The sequence below is a fragment of the Pseudenhygromyxa sp. WMMC2535 genome, assembly GCF_011083025.2.
In genome coordinates, this window is record NZ_JABJWV010000001.1 from 6077871 (window position 1) to 6093249 (window position 15379).

The 15379-nt window shown below is 70.3% G+C and carries 12 protein-coding genes; 3 read left to right on the forward strand and 9 right to left on the reverse strand.

The features are described 5' to 3' along the window. Window positions 1–39 precede the first annotated feature (39 nt). Window positions 40–1527: a DUF4041 domain-containing protein gene (locus tag G6O69_RS23525; RefSeq protein ID WP_172305757.1), complete on the reverse strand. Its 1488-nt coding sequence runs from the start codon at window positions 1525–1527 to the stop codon at window positions 40–42. A gap of 107 nt (window positions 1528–1634) precedes the next feature. Between G6O69_RS23525 and G6O69_RS23530 the strand changes: the two genes are divergently transcribed. Next, window positions 1635–2894, forward strand: a complete 1260-nt coding sequence (locus G6O69_RS23530; RefSeq protein ID WP_172305758.1) for a hypothetical protein — start codon at window positions 1635–1637, stop codon at window positions 2892–2894. On the opposite strand, the gene G6O69_RS23535 is transcribed toward G6O69_RS23530, so the two are convergent. From G6O69_RS23535 to G6O69_RS23555, 5 genes are all read right to left on the reverse strand, one after another. Continuing rightward, window positions 2879–4267: a leucyl aminopeptidase family protein gene (locus G6O69_RS23535; protein ID WP_172305759.1), complete on the reverse strand. Its 1389-nt coding sequence runs from the start codon at window positions 4265–4267 to the stop codon at window positions 2879–2881. The two genes, G6O69_RS23530 and G6O69_RS23535, sit on opposite strands and share 16 nt — an antisense overlap. Window positions 4268–4332: 65 nt before the next feature. After that, a complete protein-coding gene (locus tag G6O69_RS23540) occupies window positions 4333–5100 on the reverse strand; it encodes a protein phosphatase 2C domain-containing protein (RefSeq protein WP_172305760.1) in 768 nt (255 codons plus the stop codon). A gap of 11 nt (window positions 5101–5111) precedes the next feature. After that, window positions 5112–6269: a pseudouridine synthase gene (locus tag G6O69_RS23545; protein WP_172305761.1), complete on the reverse strand. Its 1158-nt coding sequence runs from the start codon at window positions 6267–6269 to the stop codon at window positions 5112–5114. An 8-nt stretch (window positions 6270–6277) separates the two neighbouring features. Continuing rightward, a complete protein-coding gene (gene glp / locus G6O69_RS23550) occupies window positions 6278–7564 on the reverse strand; it encodes a gephyrin-like molybdotransferase Glp (RefSeq protein ID WP_172305762.1) in 1287 nt (428 codons plus the stop codon). A gap of 3 nt (window positions 7565–7567) precedes the next feature. Beyond that, window positions 7568–9655, reverse strand: a complete 2088-nt coding sequence (locus G6O69_RS23555; protein ID WP_172305763.1) for a transglycosylase SLT domain-containing protein — start codon at window positions 9653–9655, stop codon at window positions 7568–7570. A 176-nt stretch (window positions 9656–9831) separates the two neighbouring features. On the opposite strand from G6O69_RS23555, the gene G6O69_RS23560 reads away from it, so the two are divergent. Further along, on the forward strand, window positions 9832–10062 hold the full coding sequence (locus G6O69_RS23560) for a twin-arginine translocase TatA/TatE family subunit (RefSeq protein WP_172305764.1): 231 nt from the start codon (window positions 9832–9834) through the stop codon (window positions 10060–10062). Between the two features lie 83 nt (window positions 10063–10145). On the opposite strand, the gene G6O69_RS23565 is transcribed toward G6O69_RS23560, so the two are convergent. The 3 genes from G6O69_RS23565 to G6O69_RS23575 all read right to left on the reverse strand — a co-directional run bounded on the left by G6O69_RS23565 (window position 10146) and on the right by G6O69_RS23575 (window position 13080). Continuing rightward, complete coding sequence (locus G6O69_RS23565; RefSeq protein ID WP_172305765.1) at window positions 10146–10904, reverse strand: hypothetical protein; 759 nt, start codon at window positions 10902–10904, stop codon at window positions 10146–10148. Window positions 10905–10916: 12 nt separating this feature from the next. After that, window positions 10917–11963: a hypothetical protein gene (locus G6O69_RS39445; RefSeq protein ID WP_217909896.1), complete on the reverse strand. Its 1047-nt coding sequence runs from the start codon at window positions 11961–11963 to the stop codon at window positions 10917–10919. Between the two features lie 199 nt (window positions 11964–12162). Further along, window positions 12163–13080: a hypothetical protein gene (locus G6O69_RS23575; protein WP_172305766.1), complete on the reverse strand. Its 918-nt coding sequence runs from the start codon at window positions 13078–13080 to the stop codon at window positions 12163–12165. 341 nt (window positions 13081–13421) lie between these two features. Here G6O69_RS23575 and G6O69_RS23580 point away from each other — a divergent pair, with 341 nt between their 5' ends. Further along, window positions 13422–15359, forward strand: a complete 1938-nt coding sequence (locus tag G6O69_RS23580) for an ABC transporter permease (protein ID WP_172305767.1) — start codon at window positions 13422–13424, stop codon at window positions 15357–15359. The last annotated feature ends 20 nt before the right edge of the window (window positions 15360–15379 follow it).

A 15379-nucleotide genomic window follows, 5' to 3' on the forward strand; every position in this document is an offset into this window, starting at 1 on the left:
CCACTCGATGTCGACCGAGCGATGCCGATGGCGAGTCGCTCAGTGAAGCGCGGTCGCGGCGAATTCTCCGGGCGCGTGGTTCGGCCGCGGGCCGCGAGTCTGGCGGACGCGCATGGCCTGAGACTTGCGAAACTCCTCGGCGGCGGCCGTCTTGACGAAGCTGATGTCGCCGTGGAGCGAGCGGACCGCGGCCTCGATCTCGCCGAGCTCGACCGCGAAGAACTCCTTGCGCGAGTTGACGAGGTTGACCTGGCGTTCGGAGAAGCGCGCGTGGAGCTTGGCCTCGAGGGCCGGGGCGTCCTCGGTGTAGATCATCGCGTGCACGTCGAAGCGGAAGGGCACGGAGGCGTCGCCGAGCTCCTTGACGCGATCGAGGGGCTCGAGCCGCCGGGTCATGCCGATCTTGTAGACGTGCTCGCCGAAGGAGCCGATGTTCGAGATCACGTAGACGTGGCCGCTGCGCGTGAGCTGGGCGCGAGAGATGGCGCGCTGCTTTCGCTCGAGGGCCTGGGTGAGCTCGGCCTGGAGCGCCTCGAGCTTGGCGACGAGCTGATCGTGGCGCTTGCCCGCGCTCGCCTCGGCCTGCTGCTGCGCCTTGGCGATGGCCGCCTCGAGCTTGCGCTCCTCGCCTTCGGCGTCCTTTTGCGCCTTCTCGAGCTCCTTTTGCGCCCGCTCCTCGTCGCGCATCTGCTCGCGGATCATCCGCTGCTCCTCGCGCTCGGCCTGGAGCTTTTCCTTGTACTCGTGGACCAGGCGCAGCTCCTCGAGCTTGAGCGAGAAGTAGGGCTCGGTGATCTCGTACTGGTTGACGGCGCCGAGCTTGTTGATCGCCGCGAACGCGCGGGTGATCCGTTTCTCGAGTGACTCGATGTTGTTGTATTTGACCTTGGCCAGGGCCCCATCGCACTCGCCGTTGAAGGCGCGGAGCATCAGCTTGAGCTGATCCTTGGTCATCTTGGCGCCCTTGGCCGCGCTGCCCTCCACGGTCCAGGTGGTCCGACAGATCGCCGCGAGCTCGCCCTTGACCATGGACTTTTGCTGATCGACGAGGCGATCGAGCCTCGCCTTGTATTGCTCGGCGGTGTCGAAGTCGTAGTGGTTTTCGTAGAGGCCGTTGGCCTCGAAGAGCGCGCGCTCGTCGAGATAGGACAGCTCGGCGCGCATGTACGCGAGCTGGTGCTCGAGCTGACCTTGCTGGTTGCCGAGCTGCTGGAGGTGCGCCTGCATCTGGGCCGCGTCGGCCTCGGCTTGGGCTCTGCGCTGCGCGAGCTCGTGCTCGCCTCGCTGGCGCTCGCTGGTGATGGTCGCGCGGGTCTGGGCGAGGACCGCCTCGATGTCGGTGATCGCTCGATAGCGGACGAGCTGCTGCTCGAGGTCGGCGAGGCGACCCTCGGCCTCGGCGGCTCTATGCTGTGCCTGCTGCGCCGCGGACTTTTCCTTGCCGTGCTGGCCGCTCTGGACGACGAGGATGATTGCCATGATCACGGCCAGCGCTGCCGAGATACCTGCGACGATGTATGGGAACATTCGCGAAATCTATCACAGTGTCGCGCGAGTCTCGCGGACTCTTTGTGCTGTTCGATATCGAGCGCGAGGGGATCGTGCTATGTCCGCCACGAGCGAGATCGAGCGCCTTGCAGCGAGCCATCCAAAAGTACCTGCGTGCCCACGCAGAGCCCGAAGCGCGGGCGTTGGTCGAGCTGCTCGCAGCAGGCAATGAGGTCGCGCTCGATTGGCAGCAGGGCGTGGTGGTCCCGGCGCGCCGCGAGTCGCCGCGCTGCCTCGAAGCGGCGGCGGAGCCCGCGGCGAGGGCTCGCTGTCTGTGCGTCCTGGTGGTCAACGCCAGCGCGGACGATCCGGAGGACCGCCGCGCAGGCGAGGCTCTGCTCGCGGCCCTCGAGACCACGGCGCCGCGCTGGCGCTCGCCGGAGGGGATCCTCGCGCTGCATCGCTGGGGAGCGCTCGAGGTCCTCGCCGTCGATCGCTGCCGCGGCCAGCGGGCCTTTGGGCCGCGCGAGGGCGTGGGCCTGGCCCGCAAGATCGGCGCGGACCTGCTCTTGGCGCTGTGGGCCGTCGGCCGCCTGCGCTCGGCCTGGATCCACAACACCGACGCCGACGCGCGCCTGCCCGCCGAGCACTTCGAGCGCACCGAGACCCTGGATATCGGGGACGTCGCCGCGGTCGCGCCCTTCGTCCACGTACCGGGCGGCGAGCCGGCCGTCGACGCGGCCACGGCTCGCTACGAGCAGAGCCTGCGCTACTACGTGGCCGGCCTGCGCTGGGCGGGTTCGGCCTTCGCCCACCACACCATCGGCAGCCTGATCAGCGTGCGCGCTCAGGCCTACGCGGCGGTGCGCGGGTTCCCAAAGCGCGAGGCGGGCGAGGACTTCTACCTGCTCGACAAGCTCGCCAAGCTCGGCTCGGTGCGCAGCCTGAGCGGCGCGCCGGTGCGGATCCAGGCGCGGCGATCCTCGCGGGTGCCCTTTGGCACCGGGCCCGCGGTCGAGGCTCAGCTGCGCGGGGAGGCGCTGCGGGTCTACGATCCGCGGGTCTTCGCCGTGGTCGCCGAGGTCCAGCGGGCGCTGGAGACCTTCGCGGCGGGGGAGGGGAGCGCTGGGTTGGCGGCGCTGGTCGAGGCTTACCCGGAGATCACCGAGCTGCGCGCCTGTCTCGACGCTGGCGAGCGGCTGGCGGCGCGGGTCGACGCGCGCCAGCTCGAGCGGCGGCTGCCGGAGCTCTTCGACGGCTTTCGGACGCTCAAGCTGATCCACGCGCTGACGGCCGCGCGCTGGCCGAAGCTGGGCTGGGACGCGGCCGTGGCCGCGGCGCCCTTCGCCGCGGCCATCGATCAGGCTCGAGCAGGCTCGAGCAGGCTCGATCAGGATCCGGCGTAGCGCCGACGGAGCATCTCGAACATCGCCCGCACGCCAAAGGCCTCGCCCCCCGCGGGCCGCCCCGGCCGCGCGTGCACGTTGTAGCCCATGGTGTCCACGTGCACCCAGGCGACCTTCTTGCCCACGAACTCCTGCAAGAAGAGCGCGGCCGTGATCGCCCCACCTTGGCCGACGCTGGCGATGTTGTTGATGTCGGCGATCTTGCTGTCGAGGTGGCGGCGGTAGGGCCGGAACAGGGGCATGCGCCACATCGGGTCGTGGCAGTCCTCGCCAGCCGCGAGGATCGCCGCGGCGACCTCGTCGTCGGTGGAGAAGAGCGCCGGCAGCTCGGTGCCCAGGGCGACCCGGGCGGCGCCGGTGAGGGTGGCGAAGTCGATCAGCAGGTCGGGGTCCTCGCTCTGGGCCTCGGCCAGGGCGTCGCAGAGGATCAGCCGGCCCTCGGCGTCGGTGTTGCCGACCTCGACGGTGATGCCCTTGCGGGTCTCGAGCACGTCGCTGGGTCGGTAGGCGTGGCCAGAGATCGCGTTCTCGACGATGGGCAGGAGCACGCGCAGGCGCACGGGCAGCTGGGCGTCCATGATCATCTGGGCGATGGCGAGGATCGCCGCGGCGCCGCCCATGTCTTTTTTCATCAGCTTCATGCCGGCGGCGCTCTTGAGGTCGAGGCCGCCGGTGTCGAAGACCACGCCCTTGCCGACCAGGGTCAGCTTGGGGTTGGCCTCGTCGCCCCAGCGGATGTCGACCAGCCGCGGCTCGCGGACGCTGCCCTTGCCGACGGCGTAGATCGCCGGGTAGCCCTCGGCGATCAGCGCTTCGCCGGTGGTCACGGTCACGCTGGCGTCGTGCTCGAGGGCGACGGTCGAGGCCTGCTCGGCGAGCTCGGCGGGGCCGAGGTCGGCGGCGGGGGTGTTGATCAGGTCGCGGGCCAAGAACACGGCGTTGCGCTCGCGCTCGACGGCCTTGCGGTCGACGCCCTTGGGCCAGACCAGGGAGGGGAATTTCTTGTGGCCCTTGGTCTTGTAGCGGTCGAAGTCGTAGGTCGCGAGCGCCCAGCCCAGGCAGGCGATGTGGGCCTGCTCGGGGTCGAGCTCGTTCTCGAGCTGGTAGCGGCCCTTGGGCAGCCGGCCGGGGAGGGCGGCGTAGGACCACAGCGGGGTGTCGCTGCCGCTGCCCAGACCCAGGAGGATCCGCGCCACGCTGCCGTCGCGGGCGGGGATCTCGATGGTCGCGCCCGCGCCGGCTTCGAAGCTGCTGGCGTCGAGCCAGTTTTGCGTGGCCTTGGCCTGGGCCTTCTTCCAGCGCTTGAACTCGGCGCGGGTGAGGGCGAGGATCGAGACCGTCTTGGCGTTGGCGCGGCCGGTGAAGTGGTCCATGGTTCGCACCATACACCACGCCAGGGCGCGAGCACGCCTGGGGGCGTGCTGGAGGAGCAGGCGAGCTACTCGAGCAGCTCGATCAGCAGCGCGGTGATGTTGTCCGAGCCGCCCTGGTCGTTGGCGAAGCGGATCGCCTCGAGCACGCCCTCTTGCACGTCGCGGCTCATGATCCGCTGGAGCGCCTCGTCGTTGAGGTAGCCGTGCAGACCGTCGGAGCACAGCAAGATGCGGTCGCGGGGGAAGAGCGGGACGGGCAGGGTGTCGACCTCGACGTAGTCCTTGTGGCCGACGGCGCGGGTGATCACGTTGCGGACCCTGGAGCGCTTGGCCTCCTCCGGGGAGATCAGGCCGTGCTTGAGCTGGTAGTTGACCAGGGTGTGGTCTTCGGTGAGCTGCGAGATGTTGCCATCGCGGGCGAGGTAGACGCGGGAGTCGCCGACCTGGCCGACGATGCCCAGGTTGCCGCACAGGTAGAAGGCCGAGGCCGTGGTGCTCATGCCCCGCTGGTCGGGGTTGAACTGGCCGAGGGAGTGCACCATGTACGTGGCGTTTTGGATCGCGCCGCGCATGAGTTGGCAGAGCTTGGCGGCGGCCTCGGCCTGGCGGTTGCCCTGGATCTCTTCGAGGCGCTTGTCGAGCTCTGACTGCTCGCGCTTGATCCAGTCCCAAATGAAGTCGACGGCTTCCCGGCTGGCAATCTCACCCCGAGCGCGGCCTCCCACGCCATCGCAGACCACGAACAAGCCCAGCTCGGGGTCGGCGAGGAAGGCGTCCTCGTTGTGCGCGCGCTTCTTGCCAACGTCGGAATGACCGAAGTAGCGGACACGCATGGAGAGGCATCCTAGCACGAACGATTGGGCGACGGCGTCTCTGGCGGCGGCCAGAAATTGGAGATGGGTGGGGCCAAGACCGGCGCCTCGTCGGGGAAAGCGGCCGAGAGATCGATGGCGAAGGCGTGCAGGGCGATGGCATGGGCGGCTTCGCCCATCTCCGGCCCGCTGGCCGCTCCCGCTCGGGTATGCGCAAAAACAGTGCCAGGCCCGTAGAGGCGATCACCGAGGATCGGGCGGCCGATCCAGGCGAGGTGGACCCGGGCCTGGTGCCGGCGTCCAGTCTCGAGGCGCAGCCGGAGGAGCTCGTGCTGGCCGGTGGTGGCGAGCGGGCAGACCACGGTCCGCGCGCGGCGGCCGTCGAGGCGCACGGCGCTGGTGTGCGCCGAGGGCCCGCGGCCGAGGGGCGCGCGCACGCGGATCGGGGGGCGATCGAGGGGCTGGCTGGCGCCGCGGGCGAGGAGCTCGCCGAGGGCCGCCGCCAGCGGGCTGGCGAGGGCCTGCTCGCTTTCGTCGGGGGCCGGCTCGATCCAGCCTTGGAGGCCCTCGGGGGGCAGGGGAGGCGGCCACTCGGGCGCTCCGAGCACGCGGGAGACGGCGAGGTAGTGCTTGGCTACGCGCTCGTCGCTGAAGGCCTCGCGGGCCCGGGACCAGGCGGCCTCGCTGCGTGCGAATGCCAGGACACCAGAGGTCGGGCGATCGAGGCGGTGCACGGCGCCGGCCTCCCGGGGATCGGGGGAGGCCGCGGCGCACTCGGGCCAGCGCTGGGCCACGGCCGTGGCCAGGACCCCGGGTTGCGCCGGGGTGAGCGCGACGGAGTGCACGCCGGCGGGCTTGTGCACGTAGATGAAGTCGGCGGTGAGGGCGAGGGGGGCGTCGACGACGGCGGCCAGGGTCTCGAGCAGCGCGGGCGCGGGCGCGGTCTCTGCCGGAGGCGCGAGGGCGAGCTCGAGGCGGGCGCCAGCCTCGACGCGGGTCGATGGAGGGCGGCGCTGGCCGTCGACGCGCAGCTTGCCTTCGAGGGCCAAGCTTCGGGCGACGCGGCGCGAAAGGCCGGGGATGCGTCGGCCGAGGACGACGTCGGCGCGCTCGCCCGCGTCGTCTTCGGTGACGACGACGCTGGCCGCGTGGGCGCGGGCGTGGCTGGTTGCTTGGTCGATCTCGTTCATGGTCGGGCTCAGCGGATCTCCAGGGCCTCGAGCTGCTCGCCGGCGGGGACCTCTCGGCGGCCCGCGGGCACCCGCAAGAGCAGGTCGAAGCCGGCGATGGAGCGCAGCGCCCCCGAGAGCTGGCGGTCGAGCGGCCAGGCGCGGCCGGTGCCATCGAGGCGCGCGCGGACATAGTGCTCGCGGCGGGCGTCGCCCTCGGCCGCCGCGGCGAGCACGACCTGGCGACGCGGCCGGTGCCAGCGCCCATGGTGCAGGCCGAGCATGGCGCGGATCAGCGGGCGGGCGAGGAGCTCGAAGCTGACGTAGGTGCTCGCCGGGTTGCCCGGGAGAGCGAGCACCGGGAGGGCGTGGAGCTCGGCGTCGGGGGGCAGGCGGCCATAGGTGGTGGGTCGTCCCGGGCGCAGGCGCAGGCGGCGAAATTCGAGCTCGAAGCCGAGGGATTGGAGGGCCGGGAGCACGAGGTCGTGATCGCCCACGGAGATCCCTCCGCTACAGACCAGCAGGTCGGCGCGCCGGCGGGCGTCCTCGATGGCCGCGCGCAGCTCGTGGGGATCGTCGGGCACGGCCCCGAGATCCAGGGGCTCACCGCCGGCCTCGCGGATCTGCCCGGCGAGCATCATGGCGTTGGTCGAGACCACCTGCCCGCGCCCGGGGGTCTGGCCGATGGGCACGAGCTCGTCGCCGCTGCTGAGGATCGCCACCTTGGGCCGGCGGCGGACGTCGACCTCGGCGTGGCCGCAGGCGGCGAGGAGCGCGGCCTCGCCGGGGCCGATGGGCTCGCCTGGGGCGAGGAGATCTTCGCCCTCGCGGACGTCGCTGCCCGTGGGCCGGATGTAGCGCCCGGGCGCGACGCGGCGCAGGGCCTCGCCGCCGAACTCGACGAAGGTGCGGCCCTCGGGGACGCCGGCGGAGGGCGGGACAATGGCGGCGTCCTCCTGGGGCACGACCGCGTCGGCGCCCGCGGGGACCACCGCGCCGGTGGAGATCCGCACGCAGCTGCCCGGGCCGACCTCGAGCTCGCTGGGGTGGCCGGCGGCGCTCTCGTCGAGGCGCTCGAGGGCGAGGGCCTCGGCGCCGTGCTGATCTCGGGCGGCGATCAGATCGGCGCTGCGCAGGGCGTAGCCGTCCATGACGCTCAGCGGGGCGCTGGGCAGAGACCAGCGCGCCTGGCAGGCGGTAGCGAGCACTCGCCCGATGGCCTCCGCCACGCCGACGCGCTGGGTGTCGGTGATGGAGAAGCGGGCGAGCACCCGCGCGAGGGCCTCGTCGATGCTCAGGGCTTGGTCGTCTTGCATGGGTCAGTCGTCGTAGCGCTTGCCGGGGACCCGCGAGCGCTCGGCGGTCGAAGGATCGCGGCCGCGGGGCGTGGCCGTGTCGGTCTCGCGGTCTTGGGGCGCGAGGCTCTCGGCGACGTCGAGCTCGGCCGTCAGCGTGGTCGGCCGGGGATCGGGGGCGCTGACCGTGCCCTGCTTGTTGCCGCGGTCGACGTAGACCACCAGGACCTCGCCGGGCTCGAGGTGCTGGTTGCGATCGATGCCGTTGATCCGCGCGAGCGAGCCCTGGCTGAGGCCGAAGCGCTTGGCGACGCGCTTGACCGTGTCGCCCTTGCTGACCTTGTAGCCGCGGCGCAGCAGCTCGCGGTCGGCGAGCAGGGCGTCGAGGTGCGCGGCGCTGCCCCGGACCACGTGGCGGACGTCGGCGAGCTTCCAGATCTCGAGGCCCGCGGCCGCGGCGTCGAAGCCGGTCTCGACGATGATCTGCAGGAACTGGCCGTCGACGAGGCGGGCGTGGGGATCGAGGTCGTTCCAGGCCACGACCTGGTCCCAGGCCACGCCGAAGCCCGCGGCGATGGCCGCGCTCGAGCTCGCCCGGGTGACCCGGAAGAACACCAGCTGTCGACCCGCGGGCACGGCCACGGAGGGCACGGCGATCAGCGGGGGCTTGGGCTTGTCGCCGGTCGCGGCCTCGCCGGGCGTCGCCGGGACGACCAGGGCGATCCCACTTTTGATCTCGCCGCTGTCGTGGATCGCGTTGAGCGAGCGCAGCTGCTTTTCGGTGATCCCGTAGGCCGCGGCGACGTCCTCGAGGTCCTCGCCGAGCTTGGTGGTGTAGGTGGCCCAGCGCTGCTCGTCGAAGCGCAGGCTGTCGCCGAGGCCGGAGAAGCGGGCGTGCTTGTCTCGCGGGATGCGGATCGTCGCCGGCCCGCCCTCGGGGGGCGTGCGCCCGCGCAGGTAGGCGGCGTTGACCTCGGTGAGCAGGTCCTCGTCGACCTCGAGGGCCTCGGCGAGCTCCTCGAAGCGCAGCCCGCCGGGGACCTCGACGTCGATGAGCTCGAGGGCTGGATCGGGCTTGCCCGCGACGCCGAAGGCCTCGCGGTTGTGGCCGACGATCGCCGCGGCCAGGAACTTGGGCACGTAGTTGGAGGTCTGCCGGGGCAGCCCGTTCTCGAGCTCCGTGAGCGCCCAGAAATTGTTTGTGTTGTTGGCGCGGATGCTCTGCACGACCAGGCCGTAGCCGGCGTTGTAGGCGGCCAGGGCGAGCTCCCAGGTGCCGAAGCGGGCCTTGAGATCGGCGAGGTAGGTGGCCGCCGCGTAGCTGGCCTTCTCGAAGTCGAGGCGATCGTCGGCCCAGTACTGGCTGTCGAGGCCGTAGACCCGCCCGGTGGGCTCCATGAACTGCCACATCCCCGCGGCGCCCACGGAGGAGTGCGCGCCCGGGTTGAAGCCGCTCTCGATCATCGCGACGTAGACGAGATCTTCGGGCACGCCGACCTCGGCGAGGATCGTCCGCAGGCGGCGCTCGTAGCGGCCCATGCGGTTGAGCCACGCGGCGATCATCCGCTGACCCTTGGGATCGTTCTTGAAGTACTCGAGGTACTCGATGGTCTTGGCGTTCCAGCGCACCGGGACGTCGGGCAGCTCGAGCTTGCGCATCCACGCCTCGGGCGGCTCGTCGACGATGGTCTTGCGCGGGACCTGGCCGGCGGGGAAGGCCTGGTCTTCGAAGGCCGCGAGGTCGACACGCAGCGCCTCGTCCCAGACGCGGATCGGCGTGGCGTAGGCGACGTGGATCGACGCGCCTTCGGGTCGATCGCCGCGCACGCGCATGCGTGCGCGCTCGTTGACCCAGACGGCGCGCTCGGGGCGGCCGTCCGGCCCGATGCGTCGCAGGCCCAGCTGCGGCGCGTCGGACTGCGCCTGGTCGTCAGTTGGGGTCGCGTGGCTCGTCGCCGGGGTCGCCAACACCCAAGCCAGGGCCAGGCTCAACCCCGCTGGGCGGAGGCTGCGCGTGGCAGGCTGGAGCCAAGCCAGGGGGGATCCGTGGCCTCGACGACCTGCGCGCGCAGACGCCCGGAGCGGCGAAGGACGCAGCATGAGGGGGTCCATGGCCCACGTTATACCCCCGCGCCCTGAGAGTTGTGAGGCGTACCAACACCCTCCGCCGGCGCGTGCGCGCGCTGGCAGCCAGGAGCGTCATTTGCTTCAGAACGGCCGCATTTTGCTGTCCCTCGGGGTCTTCGAAGCTCTGGTAATGCGGTCCGAAGGGGACTACCTTCACAGCCATGCTACTGGGTTTTGCCCTCGGCACGGCGGAGATCGTCGTCATCATCCTCGTGGTCCTGCTCATCTTCGGACCCTCCAAGCTCCCGCAGCTCGGCTCCAGCGTCGGCAAGATGCTGCGTGGCTTCAAGAAGGAGATGAAGTCCATCAACGACGAAAGCGACGACGACCTCGACGAGGGCGGCGAGATCGAGGTCACGCCCACGGCCAAGGTCGAAGAAAAGTCGAGCTGATCCCAACCCCGTAGCAAGTGAGAGAGACCGCCGAGGATCACCCGGCGGTCTTTTCATTTTCTTCGCTCTTCTCGGGCCGGGGCTCAGGTCGGCTGGATCAGCCGGCGCCGGATCGCGTGACGGATCCGCTCGGGCAAGGCGGGATCGTTTCCGAACTCGCGCAGCTCGGCCCGCGAGAGCAGGCCGACCAGGCGCAAGGCGGCAGGCTCGGGCATGTTTGGGTTGCGCAGCAGGGCGCGCTGGACCCGGCGCTGACAGCTCCAACGCCGCGCTCGCATGATCAGCTGGAGCACCGCGGCGCTGGCTCGCCGCGAGGTCGCGATGCGCAGCACGTCGGTCTCCGTGACCCTGGGATTGCGCAGCAAGAGCGCGACCACGTCCACGTGGGGATCTGCGATCAGCCGCTCGAGCACGTCGCGCTTCCACGACCGGGCCAGGCTCTTGCGCTCGCCCAGGGTGAGCGGGCGGGTGCCGGGGACGAGGGCGCGCGGGGCCGCGGCGTCTTCGTCGATCTCGGCGCCGACGTCGGAGAAGAGCAGCTCCATGCAGGCCTCGAGACCGTGGCGCTCGGCGGCCTCGAAGATCGCCCGGCGCTGCTCGTAGCCGAGCTGCTCGCTGCTGACGAGCTCGATGGCCGCGAGCAGGCTGAGGTCGTAGGGGACCCCGCCGGCTCGGCCCGCGGTGGCGAGGGCGTCGAGCAGCCAGGCGGCGTCGTCGGGGGGACGCGCGAGGAGCTGCTCGCGCAGCGCGGCGACCCGCATGGCGCGCTCCGGGAGCACGGCGAGCCGACGCGCGACGGCGTGGGCGTCGTCGGCCTCGCGGTCACGCTTGCTCGGGCTCACCACCCGCTCAGTCTACGGCAGAGGCAGGCCCCACTGCTTCAGCAGTGGCAGGGGGTTGGGATCTCCGGTCTCGAGTAGCGAGAAGCCCATGAGTCCAACGACGCCCAGGAGCAAGATGATCACCAGCGCCATGAAGATCGACCAGCCGACGCTGCGGCCCTCGGCGCTGGGTGCGTCCGCGGCGCTGGAGGTGTCGGCTCCAGAGGCGGAGGCGGCGGCCGCGGGCTCCTCGACCTGAGCCGGAAGCTCGGGCGTGTGGGGCGGCGTCTGGATCGCGGCCGGCGCGGGCTCGATCTCCGCGACCTCGTCGACCTCGACCTCGACATCGACATCATCCATGGCGAACTCGTCACCAGCGACCTCGAGCTCGGCCTCTTCGCTGACGACCTCCGGCGTGCCGGGCTCTTCCAGCTCGGGCTCGGGCGGAGGAGGCGGGGTGTGGCCGACGAGGGTGGGGCGCGAGCGGGTCTGCTGCGTCTCGGAGGGCGGCGCGAGTCGGACCGGCGGCTTGTCTGCCGGCTCGGCGACGAAGGCGGGCGTGGGCTCGGTGGCCGGCTCCGGCTCGATGGCGAAGGCAGGCTCGACCGGCTCGGGAGCGGGCTCCGGCTCGATGGCGAAGGCAGGCTCGACCGGCTCGGGAGCGGGCTCCGGCTCCAGGGCGAAGGCGGGCTCCGGCTCTGGCTCGGGGGCAGGCTCGGGCTCGAGCGCGAAGGCTGGCTCCGGCTCGAAGGCTGGTTCTGGCTCTGGCTCTGGCTCGGGCTCGGGAGCAGGCTGGGCAGCCTCGACGCCAACGGCACCTCCGGCGATGGCCTCACGATAGGCGGCCTCGTCTCGGAAGCCCTGAGCCATCTGCATGCCCTCTTCGATCAGCGAGGCGTCGTTCGCCGCCTCGAAGTCGAGGATCATGCGGAAGCTACAAGTCGGGCACTCGAGCTGGACCAGCGCGGAGATGCGGTGATCCTCGAGCTGGAAGGGGTTTGTGCACTCGGGGCAGGCGATGATCACGACCTGGCTTCCTCGTAGGAGATCTTCACGCGAGGTGAAGTTGGCGCGAACCAAAGCCTATCCCACCTCGACGCCTGATCCGAAGTAATCGGCTCATAGCGAAGGCGGGTCGAAGTGATTGGCATCGCGAACAGGCTGGCGAAGGGCGGGCGAGCTGCCCGTGGTCGACACGGGGCGGTGATGAGAGGCCGGTTCCGCGTGAGTGGGCGCCCGCGTGAAACACGCTCGGCTCGACTGGTGGCCGTCTGACGGCTCAGAAGTCGAGACCGAGCGAGATCGTGTACTGCTGCTGGAAGCCCGACTGGTCCGTGACCGTCTCCAGGCCGCCACCGATCAGGGTGACGTCGGAGGTCGAGCCGCCGCCGGGGACGAACATCGCCTCGATACCGATGCGCAGCACGCTGAAGATGAAGCGCGCGCCCACGAAGGGCCGGTGGCGGACGATCACGTCTTGCTGGCGGAACACGAACTCGGACTGCACGGTGCAGTCGGCGTCGCCGTTGTCACAGGCCAGGGGCCCGTCGGCGTACTCGTCGTGGCCGGGCGTCGCATCGAGGATGCCGGTGCGAGCGAAGACCATCAGCGCCTGGTAGCCGCCGTAGGGCGTGATGCTGAAGGTCTTGCCGACGCCAAAGACGTGCGAGATCGAGATGTCCGCAGACACCGTGGTCATGTCGAGGTCACGGGCCCCGAGCAGCCGAGAGAACATTCCACGGATGGCGATCGAGGGGATCGGCATGTGGTGGAAGCCCTCGTGCAGCGCGATCTTACCGTAGCCGGAGATCGTCCACATGCGGCTGTCGAAGAGGTGCGTGGCGCCAGCGCCGAGCTCGATGCCCGGCCACAGGCCCTTGCGCCCCATGACTTGAAGAGTTGGCGCGACGTTATCCGCCCCTCGGCTGGTGTCCTGCCAGTACGCCTCGTCCCCACCAAGCGTGTTGATGGTGACGTCGGCGGAGATGGCGAAGCCGGACAGGCCGAGAGAGTCCGCGGGGTCGACAGGCTTGGGTGCCATGAGCACCCCAACCTCGGACGCCAGCGAGCGGAAGTCCTGGTTGCGCTGCGTGACAGTACCGTCGTCTTGAACCTCTCCGAGGGCGGCGAGGTCGAGATCATACTTGCCCGCTTTGGCCTCCGTGGAGAGGAGATAGGTCGCTGCCAGAGCGGTCAAGCAAAGAAACCTTCTCATGAAGAGCTCCCGAATCTTGCGGAGCGTAGCCCGCGCCTGGATTAGGTGTCAAGGATTCGGTGGCCGTCTCGATGGGCAAATCGGCGGATCATTCGAATGGATTTTTGCGCACCCCGAAGATCGCCTGCCCCGATTGACCGCCCATGGGCCGCGAAGTAGCGTCTCGAACCTGCGCTTGGACCCCCTTGGGCCGGAAAAAGCGCCGATTGGAGCGATCCCTCAAGGTGCCGACAGGACCGATCCCGCCCGAATCCGAGCAAACCCGCGCGAACGCCTCGACGCCCGGACTGCTCGGTCGTTCACTGGCACGTAGGGGCGCCGAGGTGCGCGAGCACCCGCTCTTGTTGCTGCTCTTCGTCCTCGCGCTCACGACGCCTCTCCTGGGGATCCCGCAGGTACCCGTCTGGGGGCGGTGGTTGGGTCTGGTGGGCGCGATCTCGCTTGCGCTGCTCAGCCTGCGCCTGGTGCTCATGGGTTTCACTGGCTACGAGCGCATGGTCGGCCTGCGGATCATCCGGCGCGCGGGCAAGGACCGGGACATGGCCGAGCCCGTGCTCGCGCCTTTTTCCGGGGGCAACGCGGCGCAGGCCGTGGCCAAGGGGGTCGCGTCGCTGCCGATCTGGAAGCGGGGGCGGCTGTGGCTCTACGTGTTTTGGATCAGCGCGGCGCTGAGCATCGCGGTGCTCGTGGCCTTGAACATGGGCCTCGATCGCAGCGACAAGGCGCTGCTCGACCTGCTTCAGCCGCTGCGCGTGTTCCTGGTGTTCTACGCGGCCGCGGCCACCTTCCTGGGCCTGCTCGTGCTGATCGCCCAGCGCTTCTCGGTGTTTGCGACCACCTCGATCATCGGCGTGGTCCTCGGCGTCGCGGCGCTCCTGGTCGTGCAGTCGGTGGCCACGGGCTTCCAGCACGAGTTCGAGCGCCGGGTGCTCGGCGTCTACGCGCACATCAACGTCACCCGGGCCTTCGGCGTGTCGGAGTACCGCCGCTTCGAGAGCTGGCTGCGCACGCTCCCGGGGGTCGAGGGCGCGAGCCCCTTCGTCTACTACGCCATGGCCCTGGCCCCCTCGACCAGCGATCGCGGGGCCGACGACGTCAAGCTGGCCAGCGTGCTCGTCAAGGGCATCGAGCCGACGACCGCCGAGCAGGTCATCGATCTCCCCCAGCACCTGGTGCGCGCCGGCGGCCGCGAGATCCCGCTGACCGAGCTGCACAGCAACTACGAGCTCATGCCGGTGCCGGATCGCCCGGACGCCGAGCTGCCCCTGGTCATCGCGCAGACCCCCGATCCGCGCGGCGATGGCTGGTACGAGGAGGCGATCGAGGCGTGGAACGAGAGCGACCACGGCGACGATCCCTTCCGCATCGGCCGGCGGGCCAGCGAGGGCGACGAGGTCTGGGTCGATCCGCCCGAGGACCTCAGCACCGCGCTGGTCGACGTCGACGTCGACGAGAGCGAGCTGCCCACGATGTTCGTCGGCGTCGGCCTGGCCCGGGAGCTCAGCCTCGACGAGGGCGATCTCGTGCGCCTGGTCGATCCCGGGGCGACCTTCGACCACTCGGAGGCCCCCAAGTTCGTCTACTACCGCGTGGCCGGCGTGTTCCAGGCGGGCTTTCAGGAGTACGACAGCCGCCTGGTCTACGTCGACATCCGCGAGCTGCAGCGCTTCAAGTACCGCGGCAAGGACATCGTCTCGGGCGTGGACCTGCGCCTCTCGGATCAGAACCTCGCGCCGGAGGTGGGCGCGCGCATCCGCAGCGCGCTCAACGGCCCCGAGGGCGGGGAGTACTCCGTGCTCGAGTGGCAGAAGCTCAACGAGAACCTGTTCGAGTCGATCCGCACGCAAAAGAACATCATCACGGTGATCCTCAGCCTGGTGATCTTCGTGGCCAGCTTCAACGTGCTCTCGGCGCTGTGGACCATGGTCATCCGTCGCACCCCGGAGGTCGCGATCATCATGTCCATGGGCTCGACCGGGCCACAGGTCGCGCGCATCTTTCAGGTCACGGGCATGACCATCGGCCTGGCGGGCTCCCTCGCCGGCGTGATCTTCGGCCTCGTCATGTGCGCCCTGGTCCAGCTCTACGGCTACACCCTGGATCCCGAGGTCTACTTCATCGAGGAGCTCCCGGTGGAGGTGAACCCGGTCCAGATCGCGTGGATCTTGGGGCTGGCGCTGGTGTTTTGCTTCATCGCCACGATCCCGCCCTCGCTGCGAGCAGCCCGGCTGCGGCCCGTGGAGGGGCTGCGCTACGAGTAGCCGCTCGCTCGTGGCGCGCG

Coding starts and splice junctions, on each gene's coding strand:
- G6O69_RS23560 (WP_172305764.1), top strand. CDS start 9,832: ATGCTACTGGGTTTTGCCCTCGGCACGGCGGAGATCGTCGTCATCATC.
- G6O69_RS23535 (WP_172305759.1), bottom strand. CDS start 4,267: ATGGACCACTTCACCGGCCGCGCCAACGCCAAGACGGTCTCGATCCTC.
- G6O69_RS23525 (WP_172305757.1), bottom strand. CDS start 1,527: ATGTTCCCATACATCGTCGCAGGTATCTCGGCAGCGCTGGCCGTGATC.
- G6O69_RS23545 (WP_172305761.1), bottom strand. CDS start 6,269: ATGAACGAGATCGACCAAGCAACCAGCCACGCCCGCGCCCACGCGGCC.
- glp (WP_172305762.1), bottom strand. CDS start 7,564: ATGCAAGACGACCAAGCCCTGAGCATCGACGAGGCCCTCGCGCGGGTG.
- G6O69_RS23555 (WP_172305763.1), bottom strand. CDS start 9,655: ATGGACCCCCTCATGCTGCGTCCTTCGCCGCTCCGGGCGTCTGCGCGC.
- G6O69_RS23540 (WP_172305760.1), bottom strand. CDS start 5,100: ATGCGTGTCCGCTACTTCGGTCATTCCGACGTTGGCAAGAAGCGCGCG.